Below are 21,483 nucleotides of genomic sequence, written 5' to 3'. Positions count from 1 at the left end.
AAAGGCTGTTCCAAGCCTCGCTATTCGGCCGACAGTGGAGTACCCCTAGCGACCCCTAAAACAGGGGCCGCTAATCGAGAAGAGCCGGGAGATCAACCCTGCGGGAAACACCGAGTTTACGATAGATATGGGTCAGATGCTGCTCGACCGTGCTGACCGTGACGTAGAGCTTCCCGGAGATCTGCCGGTTGGTGTATCCCTGGGACGCCAGGGTGGCGACCCTGCGCTCGGCGTCGCTCAGTCCCACGTCGCCGGGGTCCGCGGGGACGGCACCGTCCGGCGCGCCCGGAGTGCCCGGTGTGCCCGGTCGCGGCGGGCTCTGCGAGAGCGCGTCGATCAGCGGCTCCGCACCGCAGGACCTCGCGATGTGGCGGGCCCTGCGCTCGACGGTCCTGGCCCGGTGGGACCGCCCGAGACGGGAGTGGGCGCGGCCGAGATCCGCGAGCGCCAGGGCCAGCTCGAGCTGGTCGTGGGAGATCTGCAGGACCTCCACCGCCTCCTCCAGGACGGCCGGGCGCGCCTCGGGGGCGACCGTCGCCGCCCGCAGGCGTGTCGCGATGCCCCTGGTACGGGTCGGGGCGGGCCCCAGCAGGGCGAGCTGGTCGTCGATGAGCGTCCTGGCCTCGCCGGTCCGGCCCAGCTCCAGGTGCGCCCGGGCGGCGCCGAGCCGCCAGGCGACGATCCCCGGCAGGTCGCGCCCCCACTGCCGCATGAGGTCTCCGCAGGTCAGAAAGTCGGTGAGGGCGGCCTGCGCGGCGCCGGTCGCCAGGTGACAACCGCCCCGGGCGGACAGGTAGTGCAGCCCGGCCGGAGTCTGGAACATGGCTTCGGGGACCGGGACCGCCAGATAGCGTGCGGCGTCCTCGTACTTGCCCATCCCGACCTTGGCGGCCACCATGCTGGCCAGCGGGAGGCCGAGCCCCACCCCCCACGCGGCCATCGGCATGTGGGTGAGCGCCGCGTGGGCGCACCGCTCCGCCTCCAGGAGCCGACCCTGGCGGATCGCGGTCTCGGCCCGGACCGCTGCGAACATCCCCTGCCAGGTCGGGGCGCAGTGGGTCGTGGTCTGTTCGAGCAGCGGCTCACACCACCGGCCGGCCAGGTCCGCCCGGTCGGCGTAGACCAGGGTGGCGAGCGCGGCGGTGAGCGGCTCCAGCGCCGCGTCTCCCATCGGGCACAGCCGCAGGACCTGCTCGGCACGGGTGACGGCCTGCTGGTCGGCGTGTCCGTCCAGGAAGGCCGACAGCACCCGCATGCCCTCCAGCCCGGTGGTCACCTCGATCTCGCCGCGAGGCGCGCGGACCTGAAGGCCCGGATACCAGCAGAAGACCCAGTCGCTCAGCTCACGGAACGGTCCAAGCGCCGGTGAGTCAGGACCCTTCGGCTTCCGCAGCGCCAGGAGCGCCTCGTCCACCTGCCCCTGCCACAGCAGTCGTCTCACCGACCGCGGGGCCGTCGCCTTTCCCGCGGACCATTGGTCGAGAAGGTCCGCGACCCGCGCCGACGTCTTCTCGTCGAAACACGCGTCATCGAAGAGTTTCCGGAGAAATTCCAGTGAGAAGTCCGGCGACATGGAGCGCGGCTGCAACGGTTCACGGACCGCCGAGCTCCACACGTCTTTTCGAAGGGGCACCCTTTCCGGCTGATCGACTTCAGTCGGATATTCCATTAATTCCACGCGACACTCCGCCGGGAGAAAAAGCAGTGGTCATCGATGCGCTTTCCGTATCCCGCACCGACCGCAAGGAATCGACGCCCTTCCTTCGGCCCTGCCGTCGCCGTCGTCCGCGAGCCGAGATCCGTGACCGCGCCGTCACAGAGCGGCTTCCGCATCACACATTTCCTATATTTCCTACTAAGTAACCATACAATTGCCCCAAGCAGAGCGTCAAGCCAGCCCGAAGCCGCCGGGAGCGCGGCCGAAACGGACCTGGAAACCGCACTTGACCTGAGATTTCCGCCTGGTGGGACGGATGCTCGACCGCTCATCGGTCCGGTCGCCGTCCTGGACTTCGACCAGCGCTACGTCCTACCCGTGGTCCCGGTCGCCCGCCTTGCCGCCACGCTCGTCCTGCACGCGTTTCCGCGGCCCGGCCTGCCAAGCGCTCTCCGACCGTTCGGCGGATGCGACGTGAAAAGGTTCGGGGCCAATACCTCACCCGCATCAGTGAGCGGCCACGACGTCCCCGGCCTGAATCGGACGAGGAGGCAGAAGCGGCTTTCGTGGAGACATGTCCGAATCACGGCAGGGGGAATCTGTCGGTTCCGGCTGATATCCATGATCACCCAGCGTTTCCGATCATCAGTGGAGCCGTGTCATGACGTCAGCGGGCAAATGGGACCACATGGACCCGGCCACGAGGGCCGCCTACCAGCGGTTCGACGAGCTCACCGAGCAGGGACTCGACCCCGGCCCCGGCGTCGACTGGCGGGTCTACGGCACCTACGCGCAGATGAAGCTCTGGCTGGGGCCGGAAGGCGGCCACGACTACGACGAGCGGGTGCTGCGCGTGGTCCGGTCGGTGGCCGAGCGCGACATCGACTTCACCTACCGGGAAGCGCACCACCTCATGGGCCGGGCGGAGTACTGGGTGCGGCAGGGGCACACCCGCTATGAGGAGCTGTTCCGGATCCCGCTCGCGGCGGCCCGCCGGTTCGACTACCAGCTGCGCCGGGACCTGCTGCGCTGGCTGACGTCGGGACCGTGGCTGAAGGACGCGCGGGCGCTCCTGGCCGAGCAGGTGACCGAGCTGCTCACCGAACCCGCCGAGCACGACCCGGCCGGAGTGGTCCGGACCGAGATCGGGGACACCGACCACTTCGCCCGCATGCTGGCCGAGGAGTACGGCCCGCGCCTGGTCGAGGTGCTGCCGCTGTTCCGCCACTGGAACACCGCCCGCTCGACCAAACCCAGCGCCCGGTGGCTCAGGAACGCCGCGCGGATGCTCACCCCCGGCGCGGTCGCCCTGGTCCGTGAGCTGCTCACGCGGCTGGTGGCCTACCGGGGCGGAGACTGGGTCGTCCGCTATGACGACGAGGAGTGGTGGGACAAGGTCTTCCTCAAGGAGCACACCATCGTCGTGGTGCGCGGCATCCTGTGGACCTGCCAGGTCATCGACGAGCGCTGGGTGACCTCGCTTGTCACCGACGTCGCGATGACCTGCGGCACCGGCAGCAACGGGATGGGCTCCACGTGCCGCTGCGAACCCGTCACCAACGCCGCCGTCGGCGTCCTGGCCCGCAGGGGCGGCCTCGACGTGATCGTCCCGCTGTCCAGAATCCAGGCGAAGGTGCGCGCGAGGTCCGTACAGAGGAATCTGAGCCTCGCCCTCGACGCGGTGGCCGGCGAGAACGGGCTGACCCGCGAGCAGCTGCTCGACCGGACGGTCCCCACCTTCGGCCTGGACACCGGCGGCGTCCGCGAGGAGAAGATCGGCGACTACCGGGTCAGGCTGTGCGCCGACGTGCCCGCCCTGCGCTACGTGAACGCCGCCGGCAAGACCGTCAAGTCGCTGCCGAAGGATCTGCGCGCGGAGCTGTCCGATCTGCGGGCCATCCTGAAGGAGCTCAAGCTGGCGCAGGCGGCCGAGCGGTCCCGCTTGGAACAGGCGATCGTCCATGAACGGACGTGGCACTGGCGCGAGGTGACCGAGTACTTCCTCGACCATCCCGTCACCGGCCCCTACGCCCGCACCCTGGTCTGGCAGATCGCCGGCGGCCCGGCGGCCCTGCCGGTCAAGACCGCCGACGGCTGGGAGCTGGCCGGCCACCGCCCCGCCCCCGACACCGTGGCAGGCCTGTGGCACCCGATCCACGCGACCGCCGACGAGGTGGCGGCGTGGCGCGACCATCTTCTCGAGGGTGGTGTACGCCAGCCGTTCAAGCAGGTCTTCCGCGAGCTCTACCTGCTGACCCCCGCCGAGGAGCGGACCGGCACCTTCTCCAACCGTTTCGCCGGCCACATTCTGCGCTACGGCCAGGCCCGGACCCTGCTGGGCCAGCGCGGCTGGACCGGCCGGTCGATCGGCAACTGGGACTACCAGAACGGCGGCGACCAGGGCGAGGTGGTGCGCGACCTGGCGGGCTGGCAGGCCCGCTGGGCCATGCACATCGTCTCCGCCCCCGGGGCCGAGACCACCATGCTGTGCGCCACTGAGGGCATCACCTTCCACCGCGACGGGCAACCGGCGTCGATGGCCGATCTGCCGCCGCTGGTGCTGTCGGAGATCCTCCGCGAGGCCGACCTCGCCGTGGGCGTGGCCTCGGTCGCCCGCGACGACCAGGCGCTGATCGGCCACGAACGCTATTGGCGCTCCCACGGCTTCGGCGAGCTGACGGAGACGGCCAAGACCCGGCGCGAGGTGCTGGCGCGGCTGCTGCCGAAACTGAAGATCGCCTCCCGGGTGGAGCTGACCGACAGATTCCTTCTTGTACGGGGTGATCTGAAGACGTACAAGATCCATCTGGGGTCGACGAACATCCTGATGGAGCCCAACGACGCGTACCTGTGCATCGTCCCGGCGAGCGGGCGCGCGGCCGGATCGGTGTTCCTGCCGTTCGAGGACGACGGGGGGACGCTGTCGGTGATCCTTTCGAAGGCGTTCCTCCTGGCCAACGACACGGCGATCACCGACCCGACGATCACCCGGCAGCTCGGCTGAACGACCGCTCGGACACCGTCGTATCAGATTCCCGGGAGTTATCAACTGCCTGGGCAAACCGGGCATCCTCCCCCGGCGCCGAGTCCGGGGTCGAGGAACGCGGGGACAGCGCAGGTGGTAGCGGCCAGGAATCCTGATCTGGCCAAGGCCGCTCGGTGGGGATGTCGGTCGGCGTCAAACCAGGAAGACCCGCCCCCGTGCCGGGAGCGGGTCTTTCACCGAGGTGGCCGGTCAGCGCAGGACGGGGTGCTCCCGCACCAGCGGGGTGGCGCCCCACCACCTGCCGAGACCGAGGGTGTCACCGGCCTGAGCCATCGCCAGGCCGGCCAGCACGACGGCGTAGACGAGGTGCTCGTCCATGAAGGGGTTGGTGGTCAGTGGCAGTTCGGCCGCCCACATCAGGACCATCAGCAGCCCGCCGGTGGCGGCCGCGATCCGCAGACCCGCCCCCACGATGAGGGCCGCGCCGATGCCGAGCAGGCCGAGCATGAACAGCCAGTCCACCCAGCCCTGCCCGGCCAGGCCGGCGAACAGGCCGCCGAGCGCGTTCTCCCCGGTGCCCTTGAGGAACCCGGTGGTGGGGCTGCCCCCGGCGATCCACGCCCGCTCGGCGGGGGTGGCGAACCCCCAGCCGAAGGTCTTGTCCAGGAACGCCCACAGGAACACCCAGCCCAGGGCGATGCGGGCGATCGCCCACACGTAGTCGACCGGGCGCCTCGCGGCGGCGGGGGTGACGGGGGTGGGGGTGACGGGGGCGGCGTTCATGACCGGCCCGGTGTGAACTCGTCCGCGAGTGGTGGCCATGACGGCTCCCCTTCTCTGTGGTGTCTCCCGGTTTCTGTCGCACCCTCATCACATCGTTTTCCAGAGCCCGGAGGCAGTGCCGTACGACTCGCGCCGAGGTCCCGGAGGTCCCGTTCCCATGGGACTTTCGACCCTCCGGACCCCGGAGGCGCCAGACGGGGAAGGACTGCGTCGAGGCCACGCCTGACCACACCGCGCCCTGGCAGCCGTCATCGCCGCAGGTGAGGCGAGCGCCCTCCCTCCGGGAGGGAAACCACCACCTCCCCCGGCGGGGACACACCCGCCCTCGCGGCACGCTGACGAGCAGCTTCGCCCGTCATCAGCCGGTGAGCAGCACCGCGATCGCGCCGGTCGTCGCCGGATGCCGGGTGAGCAGCTCACCCGCTGCCGCGCCCACTGTGCCCTCCGTGCCCGCGATGCCCTCGGTGGTCGTCGGCCACTTCCCCACGCAGCCGAGCAGTGCCGCCACGGCGTCGCACGCCTGCGGGTGCCCGGCCAGCAGGCCGGCCACCGGCCCGCTCGGCGCGGACGCCGGCCGGGCCGGTGCCACGGGCCGGGCCGGCCTCTCCCATGGCGCGACCCACTCGTCGAGCTCGGCCAGGGAGGCGGGGAAGGTCCTGCCCGCCTCGCGCACGAGCACCGGGACCAGCTCCAGCGCGTGCCGGCGCAGCGTCGTGATCAGCGTCGGCAGCCACGGCAGCAGGACCTCGTCGGGCAGTCGGGCGAAGGCCTTGGACAGCACCTCGACCACGAACGGCGCGAGGGCGGGAACGGGTTCGAGCGCCTGGACGAACCCGCTCAGATAGAGCGGGAAGGAGGGAATGACGAGCGGGTTGGCCAGCAGCTCGTCACACCGGGCGCGCAGCTGGGCCTGCGAAAGCAGGCCCAGCTGGGTCTGGGCCGCCCACAACAGCGCCACCTTGGCCGGCTCCTGCGGATGCGCCTGCCGCACCGCCAGCTCCAGCTGGGCCCGATCACAGCCCAGCGACAGCGCGAGCCCCTCCATGGAGAACAGGAAACCGAGCATGGCACCGACCTGGCGGACTCCGGTGTCCTCGTCCACGAAGGCGGTCGGCAGCAGCGTGCAGTAGTGCGCGTAGCCGGCCGTGACGAACGCCTCGCACCAGGCAGGCAGGTCCGGCTGGGTGGCCCGATAGTGCGCCAGCAGCCGGCGGATCCGGCGCAGCACCTCGGGGGCATCGTCCACGGTACGCTCGGCCGCCAGCAGTTCCACCGCGCGGCTGCCGAGCTCGTCGGCGAAGCGGCGGCCGCCCAGGTAGAGGATGGCGTCCTCCACCGCCGCCAGAGCGACCCCCGCGCCGGCCTGGGGCTCCCACACCTTGCGGCGCAGGCGCTGTTCCAGCACCTGCTCGACGGTGACGCCCTCGTAGCCCAGTTCGATGATCGACCGCTGGTGACGGCCGATCGCCAGGTCCCAGCTCTCCTGGATCGGCCGCTCTCCCAGGCGGCGCGCCCCCATGATGGGCCGGACCGCGCCCTCGGGCAGCAGCTGGCGCAGTATCCACAGCAGGTCCGAGCACGGCACCAGTTCGGGATCGGCCCGCAGGTCCAGCAGCGCCCGCTGCTGGGTGCGCCTGCCCGGGTCCAGCCCGAGCGGTTCCAGCCGGTCGTACACGTCGCGCGCCAGCGGCGGGAGTGCGTCGTAGCCGACCTCGCCGATCCGGTCGCCTCCCAGGAGGATCTCGCACAGGCGGCGGATGTCGCGACGGCCCGGCACCACGTCCTTCTCGATGCACGTGACAGCCGCGTCCTGGAAGTCGTACGGCGTCGGCCTGGCCCGGTTGCGCAGCCCCGCGAGCAGGATCGAGGTCTCGAACACCGCGATGGCGTCGGCGGTGCTGGCCAGGTAGCCGTTACGGCGGGCCAGCCGCACGATGTCGACGCACCAGCCGCGCAGCTCGGCCTCGTCCAGGCCGTCCAGCACGGGCGGCGTGGCCAGGAACCCCGACAACCGGTCGGTGACCTGCCCTGCGGGGGCCGGCACCGCGGCCCGTGCGGGGGACACGGTCCGCGAGCGGGTGCCCCGCTGCCCCCGCAGCCGGTACGGCGTGAGGCCGCCGCGCGTCGCCGCCTTGGCCCAGGTCGCCGCGGCGATCGACACCGACCCCTGGGCCAGGCCGAACTGGGCCTCGATCGCCGAGTGGCTGGAGGGGATCAACCCGTACAGCCAGCGCGTGGCCGTAGGAGGGGTGATGGTGTACGCCGGCGCGTCGCCCGCCAGGCCGAACTCGGGCACCGTGCTGACGGCGTGGAAGGCACCGCACACGTACAGGCAGGTCGCCGGGTCGGCGCCGGAGACGGCCAGGTGCTCGCGGATCCGGGTCCACATGTGGCGCTCGCGTTCCTCGTCACCGGCCAGCCGCTCGCCACCGGGCCCCAGCCGCCGGAACAGGCTGCCGATCAGCGCCATGGCCTGCCGGTAGGTGTCGTAGTCCGCACCGGCCAGCGGCTGCTCGACGTACTGGTCCCACCACTCCGACCAGTGGCGGACCTTGCCGTGGCGCAGCAGGTGCTCCTCCAGCTCGGCGAAACGCGGCCTCAGGTCGCCCACCTCGACACCCACGGCGTCGCCGTGCAGGTCGCCGTCGCGCTCGGCGGTGACCGGCCCGGCCTCCTCCTGGGGCAGCCACTGGAAGACGTGGTCGGCCGAGCGGTCGACCAGCACCAGCTCGACACCCGGGGTGTCCAGCGCATAGGCGATGGCCTGGTACTCCGCCGAGGCCTCGGTCAGCGGCGCCACAACGCTCAGCGGGCCGGAGCCGGGCGGAAAGCCCTCCAGCTCGGTGGCGAACGCCTGCAGCGCCACCGGCAGCCGGCAGTTGCGCAGCTCCTCCAGCAGCGGCCGCAGGTCCTCACACAACTCCAGGTAGATGACCTTGGGCTGCCTGTCGCGCAGCCGCCGCGTCATGGCCAGCGCGGAGGCCGGTGAGTGGTGACACACCGGGAATATCTCCAGCTCCTCGCGCAGCGCCCGGTCGACGTCGTCGACCAGGCCCGCCAGGATCTCAGGCAGCGCGCCCGGGCCGCCGGCAAAGGCGGTGGCGGCATCCAGAAGCTGCTCGCGCAGGGCGGCGAAGGTGCTCATCACATCTCCTCGGGCGTGGAGACCCCGAGCTCTGGCTCTGGGCGGGAAACTCGGCGTGATGCCACGGGTCGTGGGGAGGAGGTCACGACAGCGTGGAGATCGCCTGGCGACCGCCTTCGAGGAAGTCCGTCCACTCCCCGCCCTCCTTCTTGCTGCGCGGCTCGACGACCCCGTGCCAGTACTTGTTCAGGATGGCCAGGTCCTCGGGAGCGCGCCTGGCCAGCGAGCCCACCAGGGCGCCGCCCAGCGTCTGGGCGCGCAGGGTGCGGTCACCGAAGAAGTTGCCGTGCAGGATGGCGTCCTCCAGCACGCCGATCTGCTCGGCGGTCGACAGCGCCGACTCCAGCTTCTCGTCCTCGCTGGTGGCCGAGGCCGCCGCGGCGCGCAGGTCGGCGAAGCTCTGCAGCAGGATGTCCAGCAGCGTGGGCGGCAGGTCCAGCTCGATGCGGTGGCGGCGCAGCAGCTCGGTGGTGCGGAAGCGGACGATCTCCGCCTCGCTGGCCTTGCTCGTCACGACCGGGATCCTGACGAAGTTGAACCGCCGCTTCAGAGCCGAGGACAGGTCGTTCACTCCCCGGTCACGGCTGTTGGCCGTGGCGATGACGGAGAACCCGGGCTTGGCGAACACGATGTTGTCGGTGTCGAGCTCGGGGATGGAGATGTACTTCTCCGACAGGATCGAGATCAGGGCGTCCTGCACGTCGCTGGTCGAGCGGGTCAGCTCCTCGAAACGGCCGATCACCCCCCGCTCCATCGCCGTCATGATCGGCGAGGGGATCATCGACTCGCGGGACTGTCCCTTGGCGATCACCATGGAGACGTTCCAGGAGTACTTGATGTGGTCCTCGGTGGTGCCCGCCGTGCCCTGGACGCCCAGGGTGGAGTTGCGGCAGATGGCGGCGGCGAGCAACTCGGCCAGCCAGCTCTTGCCGGTGCCGGGGTCGCCGATGAGCAGCAGCCCGCGGTCGGAGGCCAGCGTCACGATGCTGCGCTCGACGAGACTCCGCTCACCGAACCACTTCTGCGAGATCTCCCGCTCCAGCCCGTCGGAGCGCTCGGAACCGAGCACGAACAGTCGCACCATGCGGGGGCTGAGCCGCCAGGAGAACGGCTTGGGGCCGTCGTCGACCGACTCCAGCCAGTCCAGCTCCTCGGCGTACTTCACCTCGGCGGGCGCGCGCAACATCTCATTGGTCATCGGTAGGGGCTCCTAGGTGAGAAAGTTCTTCAGCTCGAACACGAGTTTGCGGATGTGGCCGGAGATCACCGGCGTGCCCAGGTCCTTGAGCCGCTGGCGGAACCATGGATTGACGCTCTGCTGGCCGCCGCTGCTCACCGAACCAACCGGGATGAGCCGGACGCCGGAGCGGTGCAGCGCCTCCAGTCCGGCGAAGACGGCCTCGCACTGCCATTCATAGAAATCCGAGATCCACACGACCACGGTGTTGCGCGGGTCGGAGACCTTCGGCTGGGCCAGGGTCAGGGCGGCCGTGCCGTCGGTGCCGCCACCCAGCTGGGTCCGGAGCAGCACCTCGAACGGATCGTTCACCCACGGGGTGAGGTCGAGCGCGCGGGTGTCGTAGGCGATCAGATGCACGTCCACCTTGGGCAGCCCCGCGAAGATCGACGCCAGGATGGTGCAGTTGACCATCGCGTCGACCATCGATCCCGACTGGTCGACGACCACGATCATCCGGGCCGGCGTGGTGCGCCTGGCGGTGCGCCGGTAGTAGAGCTGGTCGACGTAGAGCCGCTGGTCCTCGGGGTTCCAGTTGACGAGGTTCTTCCAGATCGTGCGCTCGACGTCGAGGTTGCGAAAGACCCGCTTGGGCGGCACCGAGCGGTCGATGGCGCCCACGCTGGTCTTCTCGACCTGCGTGCGCAGCACCTCGGCGACCTCGTCGACGAACCTGCGGATCAGCGCCTTGGCGTTGGCCAGCGCCACCCCCGACAGGTTGGCCTTGTCACGCAGCAACTGCTCGATGAGCGACATGCTCGGTGTGAGCTGCCTGGCCAGCACCGGGTCGGCCAGAACCTCACGCAACCGCATGCGGCTGACCAGGTCGGCCTCCAGGCCGGCCAGCACCGAGGCCAGCTCGCGGTCACTCACACCACCACCCGCACCACCACCCGCACCGCCCGCCTGGCGGCCGTCCTCACAGCCCAGGGCCTGCCTGAACCAGCCGGCGTCCTGCTGCCAGGCCGCGAGCCGGGTCGCGGTGACCTCACCCGCCCCGGTGGCGAAGACGTTGAGCAGCAGCTTCGACACCAGAGCCGCCCTGCGCACCTCCTGGCCGGCCTCCCGCTCCCCCGGTTGCTCCCCCAGGACGAGCAGGTCCCGGAACTCCGCGGCCAGCTCGGGAAAACGCTGCACCAGGGTGTCCACAGACACCGAGGGGTCGAGCAACGCCGCGGGCAGTCCGAGATCGTCGACGATGGCCACGCCCGCGCTCTCCAGCGCGGGCTGCTCGTCGTTGTCGAAGAGGCGGGCGAGCAGCCGCCAGTAGAGCACCTGACGCCGGTTCTGCTCGGCGCTCGCCGTGATGTTCTCGCTGTGCCGGCTCATCGTCTCAGCAACCGTCCGGCTCGTTCGCGCAGCACCGCGACCGCGTCCCCCGCCCTGGCCTCGGCCTTGACCACCTTGGGGTCGGTGGGCCCCAGGGCCCAGTCGCCGCTGTGCGCCTCGACCGTCTCGCGCTTGACCTTGGCTCGCACCGCGAGCGGCTGCAGCAGCCAGCGGCCGCCGTCCCAGCGCATCAGCCCGATGCACTCCGAGGATCCGGCCACCAGCTTCGGCGTGAGCGGGCCGCAGGCGGGCAGTCCATCGGTGTCGACGGCGAGCACGGCGCCGCCCAGGTCGAACGAGCCGTCACGGGTGACCTGGTAGTCCGCCACCAGCACCGGCTCGGCGATGAGCACCGGGTGGCGGTCCAGGGGCGGCGCGGCCGGCGCGAGCGCCCCGGCGAGGGAGACCCTGGCCACCGCGAAGGCGTCGACCGGCTCACCGGCCCGCGCCCGATCGTCATCCCACACCAGGTCACCACTGGCCAGCACGGGCACATCGGTGATCTCCAGGCTGCGCCGTTCGGCAAGCGCGCCCAGCAGCCGGGGATGGCGGTGCGGCAGCTTCCAGACGGCGGGGCCGACGATGGTGTCCACCTTGGCGGCGGCCACGCTGGTGCGCACCAGCCGGGCCCGGCCGCCGCCGGCGGGCTCCAGCACGCCGTGCACCTGCATCTGTACGGCGGTGGCGTGCTCGTGCACGTCGACACCGAGGATCAGCAGCCGCCCCGACAGGCGCTCGGCCGCGACGCGCTCGCCGCTCTGGCCGCCCGCCCTGGCCAGCAGCAGGGCCCGGGTCCACAGATCGGCCCAGCGCCGTACGGGCAGACGCTCCATCGTGCCGATCGGGCAGCAGGCGCGCAGCTCGGCCGCCAGGCCGTCGAGCAGCACCGCCGGCCTGCGCTGCTCCGGCACGGCCAGTAGCGCCTCGATGGTCTGGTCCGAGGCCGAGACGAGGTCGTGGTCGACGCCGCGCCAGCCGGTGATGGCCAGCTCGCACAGCCAGGACCGGGCGGCGGCGAGCAGGTTGCCCGCGCCGTCCGCCTCGGGCTCCGGCGCCGCCTGCCACGGGGCGCGTTCGCGCCCCAGGGCCGCGTCCAGTTCGGCCAGCAGAGCGTCGTGCACGGCGCCCAGCAGCGCGGTCCGGCCGCCTGCCAGCATCGTCAGATGCTCCTCGGCGATCGAGCCGGAGACGACCTTGGCAGCGGCCTCCGCCGCCCCCTCGCCGATCGGGGTGAGCGCGAAGGCGCCGGCCAGAGCGGTCAGCGCCGCGGCGTGCTGCTCGGAGAGCCGGGCCAGCCCGTGCACCAGAGCCTCGTCGAAGCCGGTCACCAGCTCCAGCGCCTCCCCGAGGCCCGCCGGCTCGCCGCCCCGCAGCCGGGTCAGCTGTGTGGCGAGCATCAGCGCACCACCCCCGTGGCCGGGAACCAGTGAAGCTCGGGGATCGGCGTGGTGGTGTCGGGCAGCTCCAGGTAGGCCAGGTGGCGCAGGAAACGGCTGAACACGGTGGCCGCGGGAGCGGGGCCAAGGCCGCCGCGCAGGTAGTCGATCAGGTCGGCCCCCTCGGAGACCTCGGCCCGCAGGTAACGGGCCACCCGGCCGAGGCCGTACTGCAGCACGGCCTCGGCGGTCAGCGCCCGCAGATGCTTGCACGGGTGGGAACCGGACAGGCCACCGCACGGACGGTTGTTGTTGGTACTGCAGCTGTAGGTGTGGGTGGCCGCGGTGACGGAGGAGACGTAGACGCGGCCGATGTCCGAGCCGCTCGACACGACGCCCTGCAGCCGGCCGTCCGCCAGCTCGACGAAGGGAACCTTCGCCAGCTTGCGGGGCCGGACCGGTGGCACCACCGGCACCCTGCCGCACTGCTCCCACACGGCCGTGCCGGCCGGTAAACAGTCGATCATGAACCGGGAACCTATATCACCGCTCCGACAGAAATCCCGCGAAGGAATCACATTCGCGGCAGGCCATCCGACGCCCTGGCGGACCGGCGCGAATGGTGGTCGTCATCGAGACGCTGCGGAGGCTGCTGTTCGGCACCCCGATCGGGAGACTCTCAATGGCCGGCAGGAGCGGGCGGTGTGCTCTACCTGATCGCTCTCCCGGTCGCCGCCTTCGCGATCACCTCACCGGAGCAGCGGCATCCCTGATCGGGCGCATGGCGCCGAAGCGCGCCGAAACGATTCATCTGCTCCGCAGTTGATGGAGGGTGTGGCCGGTGGCCTGCTTGAACAGATATTCGGCCCGTTCGTAGGAGAGCCTGCGGCGGCCGGTCTCGGGGCACAGGTCGCCGGGGGCGGGCCGACGGCCGGGGCCGGGCCTGCGCTCGGACAGGAACAGCGGGCCGCGACGACGGCCCGCGATGAGCTGGGGGATGAGCTCGGCGGTGCCCGACCGCCAGTGAATCCAGCGGGACCCCGGCGCCCTGCCGCGCATCCCCGCCAGGTCGAGGTCCTCGACGTTGAGCGCGAGCACCGAGCCGATCCCGGCCGCGCTCTCGTGGAGCATCAGCCACAGGGCGCGCTCGCGCGGGGCGAGGTCCTGCCGCTCCCACAGCGCCTCGACGCGTGGCGGCTCCATGGGGCGGGTGCGCGACCGGGGCTCGGGCCGGCGACCGATCCCGGCGGCCAGGTCTTCGCTCAGCCGGCCCCGGTCCGCGGCCCAGGCGGAGAAGGATCGGACGGCACCTCGGTGCCTGTTCCACGTCGCGGCGGCGGCGCTCTCCCAGGCGGTGGCGAAGATCTCGGCGACCTGTCCGACGGTCACGTCCCGCAACGGGATGTCGTCGCCGAGATCGCGACGGAGCCGGCTCATGGTCTGGCGGTAGGAACGGAGGCTCGCGGCGTCCAGGTCCTCACGGGCGAGGAAGGCATCCGCGGCCTCGGCCAGGGTGACCGCGCTCCCCGGCGTGGCGGCCGCGCAGGCCACGGCGCGTTCCAGCAGTATCGTGCGTTCGGGCACGTTGAGAGTGAGCGCCGCGGCCCGTTCGAACTCCCGCCGGGCCTCCTCGTGGCGACCGAGCCTGACCAGCAGGTCGCCGCGCACGCTGGGCACCCGGTGGTAGCCCTTGAGCGCCGGCTCGGCCACCAGGGTGTCGACGAGCGCCAGCCCCGCCTCGGGACCGTACGCCATGGCCAGCGCGACCGCCCGGTTGAGCTGCACGACCGGGGTGGGCAGCACCCGGACGAGCGTTTCGTAGAGGGCGGCGATCTGCGCCCAGTCGGTCTCCTCCGCCGTACGGGCCCGCGCGTGACAGACCGCGATGGCGGCCTGCAGCACGTACGGGCCGAGAGGTCCGCCGGATTGCCTGGCACGCAGCAGTGCCGCGAAGCCGCGGCGGATGAGGAGCTGGTCCCAGCGTCCGCGGTTCTGCTCGTGCAGCGCGACGGGCTCCCCCGACGGCCCCGTCCTGGCGGCCAGCCGGGACGCCTGGAGCTCCATCAGTGCGACCAGTCCGTGTACCTCGGCCTCGCCGGGCGCGAGCCCGGCCAGCAGACGGCCCAGGCGCAGCGCCTCCTGGCAGAGGTCCTGGCGCGTCCAGCCGTCGCCGGCGCTCGCCGCGTACCCCTCGTTGAACACCAGGTAGATGACCTCGAGGACCGACGACAGGCGCGCGGCCCGGTCCGGCCCCGTGGGGACCTCGAAGGGGACCCCGAGTTCGGCGAGGGTGCGTTTGGCCCGGACGACGCGCTGCGCGACGGTCGGCTCGGAGACGAGAAAGGCCCTCGCGATCTCGTCGGTGCGCAGGCCGCCGAGCAACCGCAACGTCAACGCCACCCGGGACTCGGCGGACAGCGCCGGGTGGCAGGAGACGAACATCAGGCGCAGGACGTCATCGCCCACCTCGTCGTCGAGTGCCGCGTCGGTCTCGGCCTCGGTGCCGTCCGGCCGGGTGGCGAGCTCGTGGGCGAGCTGCTCGTGCCCGCGCTCGAGCCGCTCGCCGCGCCGCAGGTGGTCGATGGCGCGACGTTTGGCGACGGCCATGAGCCAGGCACCCGGATTATCCGGAACGCCTGAGTCAGGCCACCGTTCGAGGGCGGCGAGGAGCGCGTCCTGCGCGAGTTCCTCGGCCAGTCCCACGTCGCCCAGCATCCGGACGAGCCCGGCGATGATCCTCGCCGACTCCATCTTCCAGACCTCGTCGACCGCACGATGGGCGTCCCGGGGCATCACGGGCTCGATCACAGCACCCGCCGGGCCGGGTACGCAAGCGCCCGATCAGTCCTGCGGGCCGAAGACCTGCTGGATGGTGCCCTCCCCCTCGCCGATGATCTTCCAGAAGCGCCGGGAGAGCTCGATGGCCTCCTGCTGTGAGCGCGCCTCGATGAGCGCGAAGCTGACGATGGCCTCCTTCGTCTCGGTGAACGGCCCGTCGGTGACGGTCATCTCGCCGCCGGAGGCCGAGACGCGGAGGCCGGCCGGGTCCAGGCCACCGGTCGCCAGCAGCACCCCCGCCCGGGTCATCTCCTCGACGAACGCGGCCATCTCCGCGTGGACCGCCTCGCTCGGGGGTGCCGCGTCGCCGCCCTTGGTGGTCATCAGGAATCGCATCGTCATATCTCCTTCGGGTTATCAGAGAACCGATCCTCGCCGGTTTCCAGCTGTGCGTCGATCGGGGCCGGTGAAAATCGACACGCCTCGTCTGACCAGGGCGGCGATCGGATGTGACAGGGAATGCGCACCGTTCACGCCTTCGCAAGCCGGGTCACGCCGACGAACCGGCGGCCAGGGAGAAGTAGGCCTCCTCCTCCTGGTCGAAGTGGAGGATCAGGACGGCGTACAGGCCGTAGAGGCAGGCGCGCAGGTCGTCGAGCTGCTCCGGGCGTGGCCCGCCGGCCTCGATGAGGGCGAGGTGACTTCCCAGGCGTCGTACCAGGCGTTCGATCTCGGCATGCGCCCTGCTCATGGTCATCACGACCTCCGGGCCGCCCAGCACCTGCCCCATGGCCGGATACAGCCGCTGCTCCTCGGCCCGTTCGTGAGGCAGCAGTCGCTCGGTGAGGAATGCTTGGACCTCTCGCAGCCGATCGAGTGACGCCGTGGGCGGAATCCTGCCCAGCTCGTCGGCCGTCTCGCGGATCAGTTCCAGGGTCGGCCGCAGCGAGGAGTGCTCCATCTCGAAGCGGCGCAGCAGGGATTCGGTGGCGGAGTCCATCGGCGGCCGGGTTCCCCGCGTGGGACGCAGCGCCCGTAGCGCGTTGAGGATCACCGCGATGTCGATGCCCTCCTGCAGGAGGGCGCCGGCCGCGGGCGGCAGGGCTCCGGCCGCGGCCGCCACCATGGCCAGCAGCGACAGCGCCATCCCGGTGGCCGCGCTCTGTACGGCGATGCGCCGGGAGCGGCGGGCGACGTCCATCGCGTCGGCGAGCCGGTCCAGGCGGTCGGTGGTGAGCACCACGTCCGCGGCCTGGGTGGAGGCGGCGGACCCCCGGGCCCCCATCGCCACTCCGACGTCGGCCGCCGCCAGGGCCGGGGCGTCGTTGATCCCGTCGCCCACCATCACGGTCACCGCGCCGGTCGCCTCCCGCCGTACCGCCTCGACCTTGGCCGCGGGGGTCTGCTCGGCGAGCACCCGGTCGATGCCGAGTACCACGCCCACGCTCTCGGCGACCTCGGCCCGGTCTCCGGTGAGCATGACCACCCGCTCGATGCCCGCGGCGCGCAGCCGCCGCAGCGTCCGCGCGGCGTCGGCCCGGATGGCATCGCGGAGCAGGATCACCCCGGCCGCCCGGCCGTCCAGCGTCACCCAGACGGTCATGGCCCCGTCCAGCGCGGCCCGCGCCCGCTGGATCCGTTCCCAGTCCGAAGGCGAGGAGGTCGTCGCCTTGCCGACCTCTATCCGGTGCCCGTCCACCACCCCCGTGGTGCCGGTGCCCGGCCTCTCCTGGATCTCGGCCGGTTGCGGCAGCTCGGCACCGCGCGCGCGGGCCGCGTCGACGATCGCGGCGGCGAGCACGTGCGACGACATCTGATCCACCGCGGCGGCCAGGCGCAGCACGTCGTCGGTACGGACGCCGGGCGCGGCCACGACGTCGATCACCTGGGGCCGGCCCGCGGTCAGCGTCCCGGTCTTGTCCAGGATGAGCGTGCGTGCCTGGCCCAGCCGCTCCAGTGCGCCACCGCCCTTGACCACCACGCCGTGCCGTGCCGTGCGCGACAGCCCGGAGGCGATGGCCGCGGGTGCGGCGAGCAGCAGCGGGCAGGGGGTGGCGACGACCAGTACCGCGACGGCCCGTACCGGCTGGCCGGACAGCAGCCAGGCGGCCGCCGCCAGCAGCAGGGTGACCGGCAGGAACCAGGAGGCGAACCGGTCGGCGAGCCGTACGACGGGGGCGCTGTCGGTCTCTGTCTGCCGCGCCAGCCGCACCACTCCCGCATAGGCGCTGTCGGCCGCGGTCCGGGTGGCCCGCATGTCGAAGGCGGCACCGGCGTTCACCACGCCGCTGCGCACCCCCTCCCCCGCGGCGTACTCCACCGGTACCGACTCCCCCGTCAGCGCCGACTCGTCCAGCAGCGCGAGATCGCCCACCACCGCGCCGTCGACGGGGACCATCTCCCCGCTGGGGACCAGCAGCAGGTCGCCCGGGCGAACCTGCTCGACCGGCACGAGGTCCGGCACCCCGTTCTCGTAGCGCCGGGCCGAGTGCGGTGCCCGTTCGTACAGGGCGGTCAGGTCGTGGCGGGCCCGGCGCAGGGCGTGCTCCTCCAGTGCCCGCCCGGTGGCGAGCATCACGCCGATCAGGGCACCGGCGAGGTACTCCCCCACGGCGAGCGCTCCGGCCAGGGCGAGGACGGCGATGGCGTCCACCCCCATCCGGCCGCTCCGCAGCGCCGACACCACCCATCCCGCCGCGGGCACCAGCGACACGCCGGTGACCACTGCCCACACGATGTCGGCGGCCGCCTCCGCGCCGGTCAGGCGGAGCGCGAGACCGGCCAGCAGTCCGGCCATGGTGCCCACAAGAAGGGCGATGGCCGACAAACGTCGCATTTTCCCAGCCTCCTGGCGAGCCGTACCGGGATCAGGACCTTCGTCCGGTGGACAAGGCGACGATCACGATCGGCGCGGCCACGTGCCCGGCCAGGGCCAGGGAGACCGATCCGACCGCGTGGCGGCGTTCCCCGCAGCGGACCAACGCCCCCCTCACCAGGGACTTCCGTCCCCTGTCGCGGGCCGTTGCCCGCGGAATGGGTATCGTCGGTCACAGCAGACCGTGCCGTCTCCCCGGCCCGGCTGGGAAGATCGAGAGGTCTTCCTGGACCGGCGTCCTCATCGTATGACGAACCCCCTCAGGTATGGATTTCCGTACCGTCAGCGTGTTGCCAAGGAATCAGTCGAGCACTCCCTGGGCCAGGACGAAGGCGGCCACGACGAGGACGAGGTAGGCGAACCAGCGGCGCAGGCGCTCGGCGTCCAGGTGACGGCCCAGGCGGGCGGCGGCCAGCGACCCGATCACCGCGGCCACCGCGAAGGCGCCGATGACCGTGCGGTCCAGGTCGGCGCCATCGGCGTGGGCGACGAACCCCGCCGCCGAGTTGACCACCACGATGAGCAGCGAGGTGCCGACCGCGGCCGTCATCGGCAATCCCAGCGCCAGCACCAGGGCCGGGATGATGAGGAACCCGCCGCCGACGCCGAACAGGCCGGTCAGCGCGCCCACGGCCGCGCCGGCGGCGACGGACCTGGGCAGGCAGCTGCGCCAGTTCACCCCGCCGCCGGGCAGCGCGCAGGCCCCGCCGGCCGGGGCGTCGCCGGCCAGCATCCGCCAGGCGGCCACCACCATGAGCGCGGCGAACCCGATCAGGATCGCCTGCGGGGGCAGCATCCTGTTGATCGCGGCGCCCCCGAACGCGGCCAGGGCCCCGGCGCCGCCGAACGCCACGGCGATGCGCCAGCGCACCTGTCCCGCCCGGATGCGAGGCAGCACCGCGGTGGCCGAGGAGACGCCCACCACCAGCAGCGAGGCCGGCACCGCCGAGGCCGGCGGCAGGCCCACCCCGTACACCAGGGCGGGCAGCGCCAGGATCGATCCGCCGCCACCCAGCAACCCGAGCAGGATGCCGATCAGCGCGCCCAGGCCGAGCGCCGCCGTCAAGAGGTCGCCTCCCGTTGCGCCAATTGGCCCAGCACCGCCTCCAGGCCGGGCCGGCGGGGGCCCCGGTTGTAGGGGAGCCTGGCCAGCAGCATGCCCATCGCGCAGGTGTTGGAGAGCGCGGCGAAGGTCAGCCCGCCACCGATCGCGGCGGCGAGCCATTTGGCCGGCGGGAACAGCGTGCTGGCCAGGATCGAGGTCAGCACGAGGGATCCGGCCACCAGGCGCACCTGGCGTTCCAGCTCCCAGCGGGCCCGGCCGGTGCGGAGCGGCGCGCCGGCCCCCTGCCAGGCGAGTATGCCCCCTTCCAGGAGGCGCGGGGCCGCCTGTCCGGCTCCGGACAGGGCCGCCGCGGCCTGCGCGGCGCGCTGCCCGGAGCGGCAGACGAGCACCACCTGCTCCCGCCGGGGGCCGTCGAGGTGGGCGCGCAGCCGTTCACGGTGCTCGCGCAGCAGATCCAGCGGCACGTTGACCGAGCCGGGGATGTGGGCGGTCTCGAACTCACCGGGGGTGCGCACGTCGATCAGCCGGGGCGCCTGCCCGGAGTCCATCAGCCGGCGCAGGGCGGCCGTATCCAGCGTGGCGGGTGTGTCGTGGCCGGTCATGAGGTCCCCTCGATGGTCAGGCCGCTTTCGGCCGCCTGGGAGTAGTCGTCGTCGATGTGCACGACCCGGCGGCCGGCACGGGCCAGCAGGCTGCTCGCGGCGGCGGCCCGGTAGCCGGAGCCGCAGTGCACCCACACCGTCCCGTCCGGGATCTCGGCCAGGCGGTGCGGTAGTTCGGGCAGCGGGAGGTGCGTCGCGCCGTCGATGTGCCCGGCGCGCCATTCGTTGCGCAGCCGTACGTCCAGCACGACGTCGGGGGCGGGCAGATCGCGCACGTTACGGCCGTCGCGCACGGCGGCCAGTTCGGCGAACGTGGCGACGGTCAGCTCACCCAGCCTGGCGCCGTCGCCACCGGCCCACTGCTCGGCGGTACCGGTCGCGGCGGCGGCCGGACGGTCGATGCCGATGCGCGCCAGCTCGCGCTGGGCGGCGGCCACCTGCTCCGCCGATTCGCCCAGCAGCGTGATGGGCGCCCCCCAGGGGGCCATCCAGCCCAGCCAGGTCGACATCGGGCCGTCCAGGCCGAAGCTCAGCGTTCCGGCCAGGTGCCGCTGGGTGAACGCCTTGCGCGAGCGCAGGTCCACCACCCATTCACCGGCGTCGATACGCGCGCGCAGCCCGGCGGCGTCGGCCCGCCTCGCCGGGGTCAGATCGACCAGGTCCGCACCGGCGGTGTTCCTGGCGCCCATGTGGGCGTAGTAGGCGGGGTAGGCGTCCAGCCCGGCGAGGGTCTGGGTGACGAAGTCGTCGGCCTCCAGCCGCAGCGCCGGGTTGGCGCCACGCTCGCGTCCTATCGTCGAGGATGAGGCGTCGGTCTGGGTGGCCGAGCAGAAGCTGCCGAACCCGTGGGTGGGCCAGACCTGCGTACCGTCGGGCAGCAGGTCGGCCAGCCGTCGCACCGAGGCGTGCTGGTGCTGGGCCAGGACGTGGGCGTGCCGGGCGCCGAGCAGGTCCGTGCGGCCGGTGGTGCCGAACAGCAGAGACCCGCCGGTGAACACTCCCGTCGGCCCGCCGGGACCGCCGAGCACGTAGGACAGGTGGTGGAAGGTGTGCCCGGGGGTGGCCACCGCGGAAAGGCGCATCGACGGTGACAGCGCCATCTCGTCGCCGTCGCTCACCGGCACCCGGTCGAAGGCGACCTCGTCGGCCGCCGCCACCAGATAGGCCGCGCCCGTCAGCCTGGCCAGGGCCAGCCCGCCGGAGACGTAGTCGTTGTGCAGGTGGGTCTCGGCCACGTGGGTGACGCGCACGCCCAGCCGGCCGGCCAGGGCCAGGATCCGGTCGATGTCCCGTTGCGGGTCGACCACCAGCGCCACCCGCCCGTCGTGGGCCAGGTAGCTGCGGTCCCCCAGCGAGGAGGTCTCCACCACCACTGTCTCGATCGTCGTCATCATCGCCTCTCACTTCGTCGTTGTTGTCTTCGCCGGCAGGTGAGGACCGGCCGGGCCCGGGTTTCAGGCCGGTCGGCGAGCTCCCGCCGGATGTGTGTCCGGCGTCGCCGCGGCGGCCCGCCCGGGGCCGCGTCACGGAGGGCGTTCACACCACTTCGGTGCGAATATACCCAGGGGGGTATCCTCCGGACAGAAAAATGGCACGTCTCCCGTCACGCCCCGCCCACCGCGCGGTGGGCGGGGCGTGACGGGTCACGA

General features: G+C 72.1%; 15 protein-coding genes. 1 reads left to right on the top strand and 14 read right to left on the bottom strand.

Going from position 1 to position 21,483, the window contains the following annotated elements; all coding sequences use genetic code 11:
• Nucleotides 1-70: 70 nt before the first annotated feature.
• Nucleotides 71-1,441 carry a helix-turn-helix transcriptional regulator gene (locus ABZU75_RS31125; RefSeq protein ID WP_355561867.1) on the bottom strand — a complete coding sequence of 457 codons (1,371 nt, stop codon included), beginning with the start codon at nt 1,439-1,441 and terminating at the stop codon, nt 71-73.
• 877 nt (nt 1,442-2,318) lie between these two features.
• Here ABZU75_RS31125 and ABZU75_RS31120 point away from each other — a divergent pair.
• Nucleotides 2,319-4,661 (top strand): DUF4132 domain-containing protein, encoded by a 2,343-nt coding sequence (locus ABZU75_RS31120; protein WP_355561864.1) that lies wholly within the window; start codon nt 2,319-2,321, stop codon nt 4,659-4,661.
• 231 nt (nt 4,662-4,892) lie between these two features.
• On the opposite strand, the gene ABZU75_RS31115 is transcribed toward ABZU75_RS31120, so the two are convergent.
• From ABZU75_RS31115 to ABZU75_RS31055, 13 genes are all read right to left on the bottom strand, one after another.
• Nucleotides 4,893-5,426, bottom strand: a complete 534-nt coding sequence (locus tag ABZU75_RS31115; protein WP_355561876.1) for a hypothetical protein — start codon at nt 5,424-5,426, stop codon at nt 4,893-4,895.
• A gap of 358 nt (nt 5,427-5,784) precedes the next feature.
• Complete coding sequence (locus ABZU75_RS31110; protein ID WP_355561861.1) at nt 5,785-8,571, bottom strand: DUF5682 family protein; 2,787 nt, start codon at nt 8,569-8,571, stop codon at nt 5,785-5,787.
• 82 nt (nt 8,572-8,653) lie between these two features.
• Nucleotides 8,654-9,769, bottom strand: a complete 1,116-nt coding sequence (locus tag ABZU75_RS31105) for an AAA family ATPase (protein WP_355561858.1) — start codon at nt 9,767-9,769, stop codon at nt 8,654-8,656.
• A 12-nt stretch (nt 9,770-9,781) separates the two neighbouring features.
• Nucleotides 9,782-11,137, bottom strand: coding sequence for a VWA domain-containing protein (locus ABZU75_RS31100; protein ID WP_355561855.1), 1,356 nt, complete (start codon nt 11,135-11,137; stop codon nt 9,782-9,784).
• Nucleotides 11,134-12,534 (bottom strand): hypothetical protein, encoded by a 1,401-nt coding sequence (locus tag ABZU75_RS31095; RefSeq protein ID WP_355561853.1) that lies wholly within the window; start codon nt 12,532-12,534, stop codon nt 11,134-11,136. The genes ABZU75_RS31100 and ABZU75_RS31095 overlap by 4 nt, the downstream gene beginning before the upstream one ends.
• A complete protein-coding gene (locus ABZU75_RS31090; RefSeq protein WP_355561850.1) occupies nt 12,534-13,040 on the bottom strand; it encodes a hypothetical protein in 507 nt (168 codons plus the stop codon). The genes ABZU75_RS31095 and ABZU75_RS31090 overlap by 1 nt, the downstream gene beginning before the upstream one ends.
• Nucleotides 13,041-13,320: 280 nt before the next feature.
• Nucleotides 13,321-15,321 carry an RNA polymerase sigma factor gene (locus tag ABZU75_RS31085; RefSeq protein WP_355561848.1) on the bottom strand — a complete coding sequence of 667 codons (2,001 nt, stop codon included), beginning with the start codon at nt 15,319-15,321 and terminating at the stop codon, nt 13,321-13,323.
• Between the two features lie 33 nt (nt 15,322-15,354).
• Nucleotides 15,355-15,693, bottom strand: a complete 339-nt coding sequence (locus ABZU75_RS31080) for a YciI family protein (protein ID WP_355561845.1) — start codon at nt 15,691-15,693, stop codon at nt 15,355-15,357.
• A gap of 148 nt (nt 15,694-15,841) precedes the next feature.
• Nucleotides 15,842-18,127 (bottom strand): heavy metal translocating P-type ATPase, encoded by a 2,286-nt coding sequence (locus tag ABZU75_RS31075; protein WP_355561843.1) that lies wholly within the window; start codon nt 18,125-18,127, stop codon nt 15,842-15,844.
• Between the two features lie 31 nt (nt 18,128-18,158).
• Nucleotides 18,159-18,284 carry a hypothetical protein gene (locus ABZU75_RS31070; protein ID WP_355561840.1) on the bottom strand — a complete coding sequence of 42 codons (126 nt, stop codon included), beginning with the start codon at nt 18,282-18,284 and terminating at the stop codon, nt 18,159-18,161.
• A 183-nt stretch (nt 18,285-18,467) separates the two neighbouring features.
• Nucleotides 18,468-19,232 (bottom strand): sulfite exporter TauE/SafE family protein, encoded by a 765-nt coding sequence (locus ABZU75_RS31065; RefSeq protein ID WP_355561837.1) that lies wholly within the window; start codon nt 19,230-19,232, stop codon nt 18,468-18,470.
• Nucleotides 19,229-19,834, bottom strand: a complete 606-nt coding sequence (locus tag ABZU75_RS31060) for a rhodanese-like domain-containing protein (protein WP_355561834.1) — start codon at nt 19,832-19,834, stop codon at nt 19,229-19,231. Before ABZU75_RS31060 ends, ABZU75_RS31065 begins: the two co-directional genes overlap by 4 nt.
• Complete coding sequence (locus ABZU75_RS31055) at nt 19,831-21,228, bottom strand: MBL fold metallo-hydrolase (RefSeq protein ID WP_355561831.1); 1,398 nt, start codon at nt 21,226-21,228, stop codon at nt 19,831-19,833. The genes ABZU75_RS31060 and ABZU75_RS31055 overlap by 4 nt, the downstream gene beginning before the upstream one ends.
• Nucleotides 21,229-21,483 lie beyond the last annotated feature (255 nt).

Origin of the sequence: Streptosporangium sp. NPDC005286, from assembly GCF_040607515.1 — a bacterium.
Lineage (GTDB): Bacteria > Actinomycetota > Actinomycetes > Streptosporangiales > Streptosporangiaceae > Streptosporangium.
Note: the sequence above shows the minus strand (reverse complement) of the source record. Positions and strands in the feature narration are given on the sequence as shown.